Below are 12,804 nucleotides of genomic sequence, written 5' to 3' on the forward strand. Positions count from 1 at the left end.
ATCAGGGCACGGCTTCAGCCGTGCCTTTCTGGCGTATGAAGAGCGGGCTTTAGCCCCTGCTTCTTGCGCGTCAGCGAGGTAAGAGTAAAGGGGAACATATCGGGCGAAGCAACAAGGCCTGCATGTACAGGGTTATAAGCGATGTAATCTCGATGTTTCTCGAAACTTGTATTGTCATAGATTCGAACTTCTGAGAACCCGCGCTGCCAAACCTCTCCGGGATAACCGTGTTCTTTTCTGAGGCGATAGGAGAAGCCGCCTTTCACAAGCTGCATGGCGCGTTCGACACTCGAGGTCTCGTCCACGGTGAGCAGCAGGTGCACGTGATTGGGCATGACGACAAAGTCGTGGAGCACGAAATCTCTTCGTGTAACGCAGCGGCGAAGCACCTCCACGAAGAGCATCGCGTTGCGCTCCGCTTGAAGAAGCGCCTGTCCTCGATGTGTTTTTGTCGTGACGAAAAAGGTGCGACAGCTACAGGCCCTGTCTTGCGGATTCGCATTGTGGCCAGGCTTTGCCATGACAGGGGCTGAAGCCCCATCCTTCCGGAAGCGCGTAACGGCACGGCTGAAGCCGTGCCCTGATACAAGCGCCCTGTTCTCCGGATTGCAAGGAAAAGTTCGATGCAGAGAAAACTTTGGTGACGAAAACGGCGGAGCCAGTGAGGCTCCGCCGTTTTGCTTGTACGCGCTGTTCGCAGTCTTACCCAATCTCCGCGCGCGGCACCTTCGTCTGCTCTGCGGTGGCGAAATCCTTCACCGTGAGAATGCCGGTGCTGGCTTCGTCTTCACCGAGGAGAATGATCTTCTTTGCCAGCTTGTTTGCCAGCTCGAAGGACTTCTTCAGGCGGAAGCTGCCATCGCCCAGCTCCACGCGCAGTCCCTTGCGGCGCAGCTCTTTTGCGAGCTCGAGCGCGGCAGGGTTCTGCGTGATCGACAGCGGAGCGATGTAATAGTCGGCCAGCGTTGCAGTCTGTTCCTGCGCGGCCTGGAGCGTGAGGATCAGCCGATCTTCTCCGATGGCAAAGCCGATGCCCGGTGCCTTGGGGCCGCCGATATTTTCCGACAAGCCGTCATAGCGTCCGCCGCCGAGCAGGGCATTCTGCGCACCGAGACCGCCGTGCGTGAACTCAAACGTCGTGCGCGTGTAGTAGTCGAGGCCGCGGACCAGGCGCGGGTTCACGCGATAGGGCACGCCGCAGGCATCGAGCGCAGCGAGCACCTGCGCGAAGTGCGCCTTCGAATCCTCGTCGAGGTAGTCGGCGATCTTGGGCAGATTGTTGATGATCTCCTGGTCGTTGGGGTCCTTCGAGTCGAGCACGCGCAGGGGATTGGTCTCGGCGCGGCGCTGGTTGTCCTCGCACATCAGGTGCTTCACCGGCGCAAGCGCCTCGCGCAGCGCGGCGACATAGCGCGGGCGATCGGTGGCCGAGCCGACGGAGTTGATCTCGAGCGTCCAGCCCTCGATGCCGAGCTCGGTCAGGAAGGTCGCGAGCATCTCGAGGATTTCGGCGTCGCGCAGCGGCGACTCAGAGCCGGCGCTGACCGGGCCGATGACCTCGGCGCCGATCTGCCAGAACTGGCGGTAGCGGCCCTTCTGCGGGCGCTCGCGGCGAAACTGCGGACCGATGTAGAAGAGCTTCTGCAGCAGGCCCGTGTCGCCGAGCTTGTGCTCGATGTAGGCACGGACTACGCCGGCGGTGTTCTCGGGCCGCAGGGTGAGCGACTGCTGCTTCTCGGACTGCGCGCGCGCACGGTCCTCCCAGGTGTACATCTCCTTCGAGACGATGTCGGTCTCTTCGCCGACGCCGCGGGCGAAGAGGTTGGTGTCCTCAAAGACAGGCGTACGGATTTCGCCAAAGTTGTAGCGCGAGAAGACGCGGCGGGCGGTGGCTTCGACGTGGTTCCAGAGTTCGGTTTCGGGCGGCAGGAGATCGCGTGTGCCGCGCACGGCTTTCAATGTGCTCATCGATATAAGGCCTTATTTCCAGCCTACTACGCTGCTGCGCGTAAGGCGGGACTGGCCGTCCAGGCCTTTCGCCTTCGGCCTCTGCTTCCGTCGGTCGCGATCCTGGACAACGCCGATCAGAGAGGAGCTGCGGTACTCTTACCGACAGGAGATTGCCATGAACCAGATTCCGCCATATACGCCGATCGTCGTGGCGCGCACCAAGAGCGTGGCGCTAAGCCTGGTGCTGACGTTCTTCCTGGGGCCGCTGGGCATGCTCTACAGCACCATCTTCGGCGCGATCGTGATGATCGTGCTGTCGATTCCCCTGTTCATCCTTACGCTCGGTCACGCCGGCTTTCTCATCTGGCCGGTGTCGATGATCTGGGGCGCATGGGCGACGCATCGCTACAACCAGCGGCTGCTGAGCCGGGCTGGGTTCTAAGACAGCGCGGAACCCGGGATCGCGACCAACGGAAGCAGAGGCCGAAGGCGAATCGCCCTGCGCGCAGCAGAAACTTCGTTTGGAATTCCGTCTGCATGTGTTCTGATGGGCCTCATCGATGCCCATGCGCTCTGCCCCAATCCAATTTCTGGAACGCTACTTTGAGTTTTCCCGCCTGGAGACGAACTGGCGGACAGAGTTCTTTGCCGGCCTGACGACCTTCGTCACCATGGCCTACATCATCCTGGTGAATCCGGCGATTCTCGCCCAGGCGGGCATTCCACTGCCTGCAGTCACGGCGGCCACGTGCCTCTCTGCGGCCTTCGGATGCCTTCTGATGGGGATTGTGGCGCGGTATCCGATTGCGCTGGCACCGGGAATGGGGCTGAATGCCTACTTCACCTACACCGTGGTGATGAAGATGGGCGTGCCGTGGCAGACAGCGCTGGGCGCGGTGTTTCTTTCGGGCGTGGCCTTCCTGCTGCTGACAGCGGTCGGCATCCGGCAACTGATCCTGCGCAGTATTCCGAAAGAACTGTACGCAGCGGTCGCGGGCGGCATCGGGCTGTTCATCGCCTTTATCGGGCTGCACAACTCGGGGATTATCACGGCGGCTCCGGCCACGCTGGTGACGCTGGGCAACGTGCGCGATCCGCAGACGGCGCTGGCGCTGGCCGGCGTTCTCCTGATCGGAGTGCTGCAGGTATGGCGGGTGCGCGGAGCCATTTTGATCGGCGTGCTGGCGATCACGCTGGCGGCAATACCCTTCCACCTGGTGCATTGGAAGGTCTCGTCGTACAAGTTTTCAGCGCTGACTTTGACGGCCTTTCGGCTGGATATCCACGCGGCGCTGCATGTGGGACTGCTGGAGATCATTTTCGTCTTCTTCTTCGTCGACCTCTTCGACAACCTCGGCACGCTGGTGGCGGTCGCGAAGAAGGCGGAGCTGATCGAACCCGACGGCTCGATTCCGCGGCTGAACCGCATCCTCTTTGCCGACGCAACGGCGACCATCCTGGGGTCGCTGACCGGGACCTCCACCGTGACCAGCTACGTGGAGTCGAGCGCGGGCGTAGCAGCGGGTGGACGCAGCGGCATAACGGCCATCGTAACCGGGCTGCTTTTCCTGCTGGCGCTGGGAGCGGCTCCGCTGGTGGGCATCGTACCGACGGCGGCAACGGCCCCGGCGCTGATCATCGTGGGCAGCCTGATGCTGACGACGGTGACCGAGATCGAGTGGACCAACCCGCTGTCATCGATCCCGGCCTTCCTGACTCTGGTCATGATCCCGCTCAGCGCTTCGATCGCCAATGGGCTGGGCTTCGGAGTCATTGCCTACGCCTGCGTCCACCTGCTGAGCGGACGCTTCCGCAAGGAGGACTGGCTGCTGTACGTGCTGGCGGTGCTGTTCCTGGTGCGGTTTCTCTACGTGGCGAATGTATAGAGACTTCTCTACGCGGCAAGCGCAGAATTTTGGTTACTTCTGTGCAGAATCCAATGCTCGCTCACCCGCCATAGCTGGAGCGTGTCTCTCTGATATCAAATGGCTTCTTCCCTTTTTCGTATCGCTTCCCGGCATGCCACGAGAGAGGAATATCTCTATCCATGAAACTTAGGTAACATAAGCGCGTAAACCCGGGCAGGATTCTTACTACGACCGCGGGGAGCAGGTTCTTGGAGAGGAGCACCCTCACGGTGCGAATGAGAGGCAAGGCGAGGCAGGCCGCAAAGGGATTGGATTGGACAGCTGCAGGCTGGGTAATTCTGGCTGCATCCGGAGCACTCACGCTCACCGGATGTGAATCAGTCGCCTCCACCCAGCAGTCGACGCTGGTGCGGCTCATCGACGCCAGCTCGAATGCGCTGGGCGTCGACCTGTACGCAAACGGCACCAAGATCGTGGCCAACCAGGGGTTTCCCACCTTCTCGAACTACGCGGATGTCTCCTCGGGAACCATCAGTCTGAAGGTCTATCCCACGGGCAAGACCACGCCGGTCGATGCCCAGGCGAGCGGGACACTGACTGCAGGCGGCCAGTACTCGCTGCTGCTCACGGATAGCGGCACGGGTGAAGCTACGACCCTGCTCACCGACCAGGCGACAGCTGCGCCCTCCGGCGACTTTGCACTGAGAATTGTGCAGGAAGCCAGTACCGTGGGCGCGGTGGATGTGTACCTGACCACGGCCAGCTCCATCACGGCCACCAGTTCTACTTCGACCAGTACCTCGACCACGAGCAGCCTCAGCGGACTGACGCCGATTGTGAGCGACCTGGCAGCGGGCTCGACCATGTCCTACACCGACATTGCCGATGGCACCTACGAGATTGTGATTGTGCCCACCGGCACGACCGACGTGACGACTACGACGGCTTATATCGACAGCTCGGTGACGTTCTCGAGCGGCTCGGTGCGGACGTTGCTCATTGCCAATTCTTCGACCAGCGCCTCGAATATGACGGCTGTGATGGGCGACGATTTGGACTGATTTCTGCGTTGAACTGAGGCTGCTTCAATCCGCTTTCTGAAAAGCTGCACCAAAACTGGTGTAGCGTTTGTGTGCACTGAAAATGGTGCAATCGGAAAGAAGCAGGTCCTTATCGCGGGGCAAATACAAAAATTTGGACTGTCACACGGCCTCTTTTGGGAGGCCGTGCGATTTTTTTGGGGATTTTCGCCGCCTCCCTTACCCGCGAAGCGGGAAAGTTTTCCGCAGATTCCACTGGTACCTGTGAAAATGTTGGAAAAGCGGGTTTTTGTGGAAAGCGTGGATAGATGGAACGCGCATGGATTCTGGCGAAATGGGAGTTTTCCACGGAACCCACAGTTTTTTCCACGTATTTTTCAAAGCAGCCTGTGTGGAAGAAGGAAAACCGGGGAGGGGTGAGAGGGGATTTCGACCAGTCTTCCCGATTTTGCGAATTTTCCAGACGTGTTTTGGAAAACCGGTACAAAACGCATCTGCTGGAAAAATTGCGCTTTAGGCTTTATTTCCACTTTTCCTCGCCAAACGGTTACTACGGCGGGAGAGATATCCCTAAAAACTCGTAATACCCGTAGCCGTTCGCAGCTTCCCGGCCAGGGAGCGAAAACCGGCGTTCAGGCAGTGCGAAAAAGCGCCCGTATTTCCTGAATAGAACGGAGTTTTCCAGAGGGTGATACAAAGAGGTTTGTTACTAGAATGAAGCCGTGACCAGAGCCAACGGTAGAAGCCGCTTCGGAGGCGAACCCCGGGTGGTGTAGAGTGGGCGCAATCGCAGAGGGGGTTTCGTATGTCAGGCGCAGCGACAGGACTGGGTATCGAGAGCGAGAATTCAGTGCCGGTGACCGGCCAGGGTGCCAACATGGAGATCAGCATCAGCCGCCAGGATTTATTGCGGGAGCTCACGGCGACGCAGAGCGTGGTCGAGCGCAAGACGACGATTCCGATTCTTTCGAATTTTCTGATCGAGGCTGACGAAGAGCAGATCACGATCACAGCGACGGATCTTGACCAGAGCATGAAGACCTCATGCAAGGCCAAGGTGAAGAAGCCGGGCTCGTGCACCATTCCGGCGCGCAAGCTGTATGACTACATCAAGCTGCTGGGTGATGGCGACATCTCCATCAAGCTGATGGACAACCACTGGGTGCAGATCCGCTCCGGCCGGTCGAACACCAAGATGGTGGGTATGGCGCGGGCCAACTTTCCGCAGGTGCCGGAGTTTCCGCAGACTGCGGTAACCAGCATTCCGGCCGCCTCGCTGAAGAACTGCATCGCCAAGACGATCTTTGCGATTTCGAACGAGGAATCGCGTTACACGCTGAACGGCGCGCTGCTTATCCTGAAAGCAGAGTCGCTGGCCATGGTGGCGACCGATGGTCATCGCCTTTCCTTTATTGAAAAAGGCGGCGAAACGCTCTCGAATGTTTCGGGCGAGCGCAAGACGCTGATTCCGCGCAAGGCGTTGGCCGAGCTGCAGTCGCTGCTCTCGAACACCGAGGCGGAGACGATTGAATTTGCCGAGGATGACCACACGCTCTTCTTCCGCGTGGGACACCGCGTGCTGACCAGCCGCAAGCTGACAGGGCAGTTCCCGAACTACGAAGCGGTGATGCCGCGCGAGAACACGAAGTTCGTGATTGTGCGCAGCGAAGACCTGATGGGCTCGATCCAGCGCGTGGCACAGTTTGCCGATGAGCGCTCGGGTGCGGTGAAGATGCGGCTCGAGCAGAACGAGCTGAAGCTTTCGTCCTCGTCAACGGATTCGGGCGAATCGGAAGATGTCATCGAGTCGCCCTATGCCTTCGATCCGCTGGTGGTTGGTTTCAACTCGGCTTATCTGATCGACTTCCTGCGGGCGATCGGCAACACGGGCGAGGTACGTCTGGAGTTCAAGGACGCCCAGTCTGCCGGCCAGCTGCGGCCGGAAGATGCCGAAAATGAATATAAGTATCGCTATATCATCATGCCGATGCGGATCTGATTCTCCGCATACGCAAGTTAGGTAAGTGCAGAACAAGGCCCTCGAACGCGAGGGCCTTGTTCTTTGGAATGCGCCTATCTTAAGGCCCAATCATATCCGCAAAAATACCTTGTTCCGGTACATCCAATACAGCACATACCAGTAAATCAGCATGACAGCGATGCCCATGATCAGAGGTTCTGAAGCCATGCCGAAAACCTGGAATAACTTGTGTCCGAGGTTGGTGTATAAGTTGCGGATAAGAAACCCTTCCCACAGGTGGGCGATCAGATAAGCGGCAATCGAATTCATGCCGACGACCACGAACGGAAACACCACCTTGCGGTGATCTTTGATATCGACAACCCACGAGAAGGCTGCGAGAAAAAGAAAACAGAGGCCACCGCTGAAGAGTGTCCAGGCCGGGGTCCAGATACGCTTCACGATCGGACAGATGCCGAGGAAGTGGAAGAAGGTGCCGAGCGCTACCAATACTATCCCTATGAGGATCAGCTTCTTCAGAGGGATTTTCGGTGCCGCGGCACGCAGCCACTGTCCGGCGAAAAGGCCCAGCAACATGGTTCCGAGCGTAGGAATGAAGCTCAACGTGAGATAGCCTCCCTCGTTGAACAGAAAGCGCGAGGGACGCGGAAACAGGTTGAGAAACCAGACATCGAAGGCTTGTCCCAGATTGCTGTTCTTGTTCCAGTGCGAGGCAAATCCGGTGAAGTTATGGTGCCAGTCTGCCGGAACACCCACCGCTGCATAATCGAATGCCTGTCCTGGTGCGGGATAGAGCGCCCAGGCCAGCCAATAACCGAAGAGAATCATGGCAAAGGCGGTCCATTGCCACTTGGGTCTGCAGAAGCTGAGCAGAAACGCAAAGGTATAACCCATGCCGATCTGCGATAACGTGTCTTCAAAGGTGAAGTTCGTCATCGAACTGTCCGTGGAGCGCAGCAGTACGCCCAGTGCAGTGAGGATCAAAGCGCGCACGATTGTGTGCAGGAGCATTCTGCCGAAGGTCTGCTCTTTGCGGATGCGGCTGGCAATGGAATAGGGCATCGCGACGCCCACCAGGAAGGTGAACGAAGGCTGGATCATGTCGTGCAGGCCCAGCCCGGCCCACTCCACGTGCGTCTGGTTGTAACCGAGGATGCGCCAGAACAGGCTGTCCGGGAAGGCCTGATGCATATGAGCAAACTGCATGACCTCGCCCATCATGAGCAGCATGACGAGACCGCGATAGGCATCCACGGCGACATTGCGCTTTGGAGATTGCACCGCGTTCGTTTCTGACGCGGCGGGCGCGCCTGGGATGGGAGGAAGCTGGGTTTCGATTGTGGTGGCAGCCGCCATGCGAATCGCTCCTATTCGGAACTAATACAAACATCTCGGCTGATACCTGTAAAGTCGCAATCATCACAGCAATGGACGTGGAGACTGCCAGAGCGGGCACTCTTTCTGCCAGGATGTCCCCTCACAACAGATATTGGATCGGGGGGTGAATCTGCATAAAAAGCAGCGAGAGTTTCCGAAACGACAAACGCCCCGGCTGTGTGCCAGGGCGTCTGTTTGTCTGCAATGACGTCAGGGTTATTCGGGCTTCTTCTCTTCCTGTGGCCGTTGCTGCTGCGGGCGCGCCTGTTGCTGTGGCCGGGTTGCGGGCCTCGCCTGTGCCTGCGGACGAGCCTGGGTTTGCGGGCGCGTCTGCTGCTCGGGTCTGGACTGTTGCGCAGGGCGGGTCTCAGGCCGCGCAGTCTGCTCTGCTGGGCGAGTCTGCGGTCTGGCCTGCTGTGCTGGCCTGGTTTGCGCCTGCGGCCGTTCGGTGGTTCCAGGACGATTGCCGGTGGCAGGACGTGTGGTGTTTCCAGGACGACTGTTGTTCCCAGCCTCGGGCCGCGTATTGCCAGGTCTGTTTGCAGGCTGGTTGTTGGTTACTGGCCGTGCGCGATTGAATTCCGCTGCTGAGTTTGCCGGCCGCTGCAGAGCGGCAACGGCTGGCCGCCCGTGATTCTGTGAAGCCCAGTTGGCCTTGTTCTGCTGGGCGAATCGTTCCTGGTTGCTTTGCGCACCGGTAGGACCGAAGCGGCGCTGCTGCTGGGCCTGCATCTGCTGCTGCGTGGGTCGAGCCTGGATGCCGCCCTGTCCGCCGTTGAAGCTGACACGGTTGACGTTGTTGTTCACGATGACCGTGTTGTCAATGTAGGTGTTGCGAATCACGGTCCGGTTTACGTTGACCACCGCAGTGTTGTAGCTGAAATTGCCACCCACCCAGCGTCCGCCGTAGAAGCCGTTGCCGCCGTAGCCGAAGCCGTAATTCACGCCGCCGTAGAAACCAACCGTTGGTCCCCAGTAGCCGGCATGCCAGGCGTAGATACCGTTACCCCAGCCCCAGTAACCGGGCGTCCAGAGCATGCCGGGGGCGGGTGCTACCACCCAGGTGCCAGGCACCCAATAGTAGCCGCCAGGTCCCCAGGCCCAGTAACCGGGCGTCCAGATGTAGTTCGGCGCCGGGCAGACGGGCTGCACATAAACGGGCAGCACGGGGGGAGCGATGGTAATAGAAATGCCGATCTGCGCCTGGGCAGGCGTGCCAGGAGCTGCGGCCAGGCCAGCAGCGGCTAGCGCGAGAGTAGCGATGCGGAAGAGACGGCGGAACGGGCTCATGTGGGTATCCTTTTCAGCTGCATTGCGTTGGAAGGGCATTGGGCCTCGTAGTGCGCATCCTAAACGCCTGCCGATGCGGAGCGAAAGAAAACAGCGGCAGAGAGCAGCGATTAACTCGGAGGTAAGACAGGGCTTATCGGTTGCCTGGCATGACAGGGAATTCATTTTGATTGACAGAATTTACACCCTTTTTTACTCTATGCCTTCTAGTGAAAAGCCTATGTTTCTGAAGCGAACTTCACGCGATCTCTTTCCAGGCGCGCTCGAGATGATGATTCTCGAGTCGCTGCGGCGGCAGCCGGCGCATGGCTATGCGCTGGTGCAGCATATCCAGCAACGCTCGAACCAGCTGCTGCAGGTGGAAGAGGGATCGCTCTATCCGGCGCTCCAGCGCCTGCTCAAGGAAAAGCTGGTCAAGGCGGAGTGGGGGATCTCCTCGACCAACCGCCGGGTACGAACCTACACCATCACCGCCGCGGGGCTGAAGCACCTGGAGCGCGAGCGTTCGAGCTTCGAGAGGATGTTTGAAGGCATCGCGCTGGTGCTGGGCACGCGTGGCGAAGCAAATACGTAACTGTAATGGTGGCAGTTTTATTTGCAGTAATGATAGATCCGAGGTGAGGGCATGAGCTGGTTCTCGCGCATCTTCCGCCGCCGTGGCATTTATGCCGATTACTCCGAGGAGCTGCGCCTGCACCTGGAAGAGCGCGCCGAACAGCTGATGCGCGACGAAGGCCTTCCGCGCGAAGAGGCAGAGCTGCGTGCCCGGCGGATGTTCGGGAATACGACGCTGCTCGAGGAACGCGGACGCGAGGCCTGGCAATGGCCGGTATGCGAAGAGCTTTATTCGGATGCGAAGTATGCGCTGCGGCAGATGCGTTCTTCTCCGGGCTTCGCGGTGACGGTGATCCTGCTGCTGGGGTTGGGTATCGGGGCGACAACAGCAGTCTTCAGCCTGGTGCATGCGGTTCTGCTGAAGCCGTTGCTGTATCCAGACAGCGCATCGCTGGTGATTCCGTGGGCTGTGGCTCCGGCAGGCGTGGATACCGGTGGCCTGAGTTTGCTTCCATGGAATCCGATTCAGTTTCATGCGCTCGAGAAGGAGCGGGGAACGTATCGATACATCGGAGCTTTTGAGGGAGCCCGCTTCAACCTCACCGGGCAGGGCGATCCGGAGACGCTTGAGGGAGCATTGGTATCGTGGGTATTCTTTCCTGCGCTTGGCGTTACGCCGGAGCTGGGGCGGATCTTTACGCAGCAGGAAGACACGCCGGGAAATGCGCATGTGGTGATGATGAGCGATGCGGTATGGCGCAGCCGCTTCCATGCCGACAGATCCATTGTGGGCAAAGCCCTTTCCCTCGACGGCGCGCCGTACACCGTGGTGGGCGTCATGCCGCCGGGTTTCGGCTTTCCGCGAGCCAGCGAGATGCCTGCGGAGTTTGATTTCGGAATCGAGAGCGAGCTCTGGGTGCCGATAGCTCTACCCGCTGTGACGCCGCGCTTCACGCCGTCCGAGTTGGCTTTTGTGGGGCGGTTGCTGCCTGGGCTGTCGCTGGAGCAGGCACAGGCGGGGATGGACCTCTTTGCACAACGCATGGATCGTGAAATGCCTGTGGCGAAGGGATGGTCGCAGTCGCGAGTGGTTTCACTGCAACAGCAGATCGCAGGGGATTCGCGGCGTCCGCTGTTTCTGATCCTGGGCGCAGTGGGTGTCGTGCTGCTGGTGGTTTGTTTCAACATCGCCGGGCTGCTGCTGGCGCGGGGCATTGCGCGGAGCCGCGAGTTTACGCTGCGGACGGCGCTGGGGGCTGGGCGTTCGCGCCTGCTGAAACAGATGCTGGTGGAAAGCCTGCTGCTGGCCTTTGCAGGCGGAGGGTTTGGCGTCATCATGGCGGCTGCAGGCATCGAGGCCATCAGGATTCTTGGCCCGCAACAGTTGCCACGTCTGCATGAGGTATCGCTCGATCTTCCTGTGCTTGCTTTCGCGATCGGATTGACACTGATGACCGGGCTGATCTTCGGATTTGCGCCTGCGCTGGGAGCTGCACGTGTCGATCTGGCGGGTGGATTGAAAGAGAGTGGGCAACGGCAGGGCGGCGGCGTGAAGCAGTCACGTCTGCGTGCTGTGCTGGTGAGCTCGCAGATGGCCCTGGCCCTGGTGCTGGTCTTTTCGGCCGGGTTGCTGGTGCGGAGCTTCACGCGCCTTCTTGCCGCAGACCCGGGATTCAGTCCGGAGCATGTGCTGACCTTCTCGCTCTCGCTGCCGACGGCCACCTATCCCGACCGCGATGCCATTGCGCACTTCTACCAGCAGGCGCTGCCTGAGCTGAGAGCGGTGCCGGGTGTGCATGCTGTGGGCGTCACGGAGTCGGTACCGATGGAGGGAGCTACGGAGTCGACGGCGATTGTGGTGAATGAAAGGCCTCCGGCTAAAGGGGATCGGCCTCCGATTGTGAACTATACGATCGGTTCTCCGGGGTTGTTTGCGGCCATGGGCACGCCGCTGCTTGCGGGGAGGGAGTTCCTGGACTCCGACACGCTGACAGCGCCGCAGGTGACGATCGTGAACCGCGCCATGGCAGAGCGCTTCTGGCCTCATCAGAGCGCGCTGGGCAAGCAGGTGCGCGTGCCGTTTCAGAGGGTGCCGGCGACGATTGTGGGTGTGGTGGCGGATGTGAAGCGCACTTCGTTACGCGAGACACCGGAGCCGGAGATGTTCGAGCCCTATACGCAGAATGTGTGGCCTTCGATGGCCATGATGCACGTGGTCATTCGCACCAAGGCCGATCCGGCGTTGGTCATCCGTGAGACGCGCTCCGCATTGCGTTCGCTCGATGCGGGGTTGCCGATGGCGAAGGTGACGACGCTCTCCACGCTTGAGAGCAGCGCCACAGCAAGCGAGCGGTTTTCGATGCTGACGCTGGGCTTCTTCGGCGTTTTTGCGCTGCTGCTGGCTGCGGTCGGCATCTTCGGACTGGTCTCTTATTCTGTGACGCAGCAGACGCGGGAGATCGGCATCCGCATGGCGCTCGGATCATCGCGCTCGAGTGTATTCCAGATCATTCTCAGGAGAAGTCTGCGCCTTGCCGCCGTGGGAGCTGTGCTGGGCACGGTGGCCGCGCTGGGCGTTGGACGGGCGCTGAGCAGCTATCTCTATGGTGTGAAGGGATACGATCCGGTGACACTGGGCGCGGTGGTGGTGTTGCTGATGGGAGCAGCGATGCTCGCTGGATTTCTGCCCGCGCGGCGTGCGGCCTCGATTGATCCGATGACCGCGCTGCGGGCGGAGTGAGCG

At 60.0% G+C, this 12,804-nt stretch carries 10 protein-coding genes; 6 read left to right on the forward strand and 4 right to left on the reverse strand.

Annotation, left to right across the window (positions count from 1 at the left end):
• Positions 1–14 precede the first annotated feature (14 nt).
• Positions 15–521, reverse strand: coding sequence for an REP-associated tyrosine transposase (locus ESZ00_RS08130; protein ID WP_129207595.1), 507 nt, complete (start codon positions 519–521; stop codon positions 15–17).
• Positions 522–702: 181 nt separating this feature from the next.
• Positions 703–1,968, reverse strand: coding sequence for a histidine--tRNA ligase (hisS, locus tag ESZ00_RS08135; protein ID WP_129207596.1), 1,266 nt, complete (start codon positions 1,966–1,968; stop codon positions 703–705).
• Positions 1,969–2,125: 157 nt separating this feature from the next.
• Here hisS and ESZ00_RS08140 point away from each other — a divergent pair, with 157 nt between their 5' ends.
• From ESZ00_RS08140 to dnaN, 4 genes are all read left to right on the forward strand, one after another.
• On the forward strand, positions 2,126–2,392 hold the full coding sequence (locus ESZ00_RS08140; protein WP_129207597.1) for a hypothetical protein: 267 nt from the start codon (positions 2,126–2,128) through the stop codon (positions 2,390–2,392).
• A 124-nt stretch (positions 2,393–2,516) separates the two neighbouring features.
• Complete coding sequence (locus tag ESZ00_RS08145) at positions 2,517–3,836, forward strand: NCS2 family permease (RefSeq protein ID WP_129207598.1); 1,320 nt, start codon at positions 2,517–2,519, stop codon at positions 3,834–3,836.
• Positions 3,837–4,093: 257 nt separating this feature from the next.
• Positions 4,094–4,879 carry a DUF4397 domain-containing protein gene (locus ESZ00_RS08150; RefSeq protein WP_229741092.1) on the forward strand — a complete coding sequence of 262 codons (786 nt, stop codon included), beginning with the start codon at positions 4,094–4,096 and terminating at the stop codon, positions 4,877–4,879.
• Between the two features lie 784 nt (positions 4,880–5,663).
• Positions 5,664–6,857 carry a DNA polymerase III subunit beta gene (dnaN, locus tag ESZ00_RS08155; protein ID WP_129207600.1) on the forward strand — a complete coding sequence of 398 codons (1,194 nt, stop codon included), beginning with the start codon at positions 5,664–5,666 and terminating at the stop codon, positions 6,855–6,857.
• 90 nt (positions 6,858–6,947) lie between these two features.
• Here dnaN and ESZ00_RS08160 read toward each other — a convergent pair whose 3' ends face one another.
• Both ESZ00_RS08160 and ESZ00_RS08165 read right to left on the reverse strand, forming a co-directional pair.
• A complete protein-coding gene (locus tag ESZ00_RS08160; protein WP_204520165.1) occupies positions 6,948–8,195 on the reverse strand; it encodes an acyltransferase family protein in 1,248 nt (415 codons plus the stop codon).
• 237 nt (positions 8,196–8,432) lie between these two features.
• The gene (locus ESZ00_RS08165) at positions 8,433–9,506 is read right to left on the reverse strand and encodes a YXWGXW repeat-containing protein (RefSeq protein WP_129207601.1); all 1,074 of its coding nucleotides are present in this window, start codon (positions 9,504–9,506) and stop codon (positions 8,433–8,435) included.
• Between the two features lie 220 nt (positions 9,507–9,726).
• Here ESZ00_RS08165 and ESZ00_RS08170 point away from each other — a divergent pair, with 220 nt between their 5' ends.
• Positions 9,727–10,080: a PadR family transcriptional regulator gene (locus ESZ00_RS08170; protein ID WP_229741041.1), complete on the forward strand. Its 354-nt coding sequence runs from the start codon at positions 9,727–9,729 to the stop codon at positions 10,078–10,080.
• A 51-nt stretch (positions 10,081–10,131) separates the two neighbouring features.
• A complete protein-coding gene (locus ESZ00_RS08175) occupies positions 10,132–12,801 on the forward strand; it encodes an ABC transporter permease (protein ID WP_129207603.1) in 2,670 nt (889 codons plus the stop codon).
• Positions 12,802–12,804 lie beyond the last annotated feature (3 nt).

The sequence above is a fragment of the Silvibacterium dinghuense genome, assembly GCF_004123295.1.
GTDB lineage: Bacteria > Acidobacteriota > Terriglobia > Terriglobales > Acidobacteriaceae > Silvibacterium > Silvibacterium dinghuense.

Excerpts from the sequence above, each read along its gene's own strand:
- ESZ00_RS08130 (WP_129207595.1), bottom strand. The coding sequence starts at position 521 with ATGGCAAAGCCTGGCCACAATGCGAATCCGCAAGACAGGGCCTGTAGC.
- ESZ00_RS08145 (WP_129207598.1), top strand. The coding sequence starts at position 2,517 with ATGCGCTCTGCCCCAATCCAATTTCTGGAACGCTACTTTGAGTTTTCC.
- ESZ00_RS08175 (WP_129207603.1), top strand. The coding sequence starts at position 10,132 with ATGAGCTGGTTCTCGCGCATCTTCCGCCGCCGTGGCATTTATGCCGAT.
- ESZ00_RS08165 (WP_129207601.1), bottom strand. The coding sequence starts at position 9,506 with ATGAGCCCGTTCCGCCGTCTCTTCCGCATCGCTACTCTCGCGCTAGCC.
- hisS (WP_129207596.1), bottom strand. The coding sequence starts at position 1,968 with ATGAGCACATTGAAAGCCGTGCGCGGCACACGCGATCTCCTGCCGCCC.
- ESZ00_RS08160 (WP_204520165.1), bottom strand. The coding sequence starts at position 8,195 with ATGGCGGCTGCCACCACAATCGAAACCCAGCTTCCTCCCATCCCAGGC.
- dnaN (WP_129207600.1), top strand. The coding sequence starts at position 5,664 with ATGTCAGGCGCAGCGACAGGACTGGGTATCGAGAGCGAGAATTCAGTG.
- ESZ00_RS08150 (WP_229741092.1), top strand. The coding sequence starts at position 4,094 with ATGAGAGGCAAGGCGAGGCAGGCCGCAAAGGGATTGGATTGGACAGCT.
- ESZ00_RS08170 (WP_229741041.1), top strand. The coding sequence starts at position 9,727 with ATGTTTCTGAAGCGAACTTCACGCGATCTCTTTCCAGGCGCGCTCGAG.
- ESZ00_RS08140 (WP_129207597.1), top strand. The coding sequence starts at position 2,126 with ATGAACCAGATTCCGCCATATACGCCGATCGTCGTGGCGCGCACCAAG.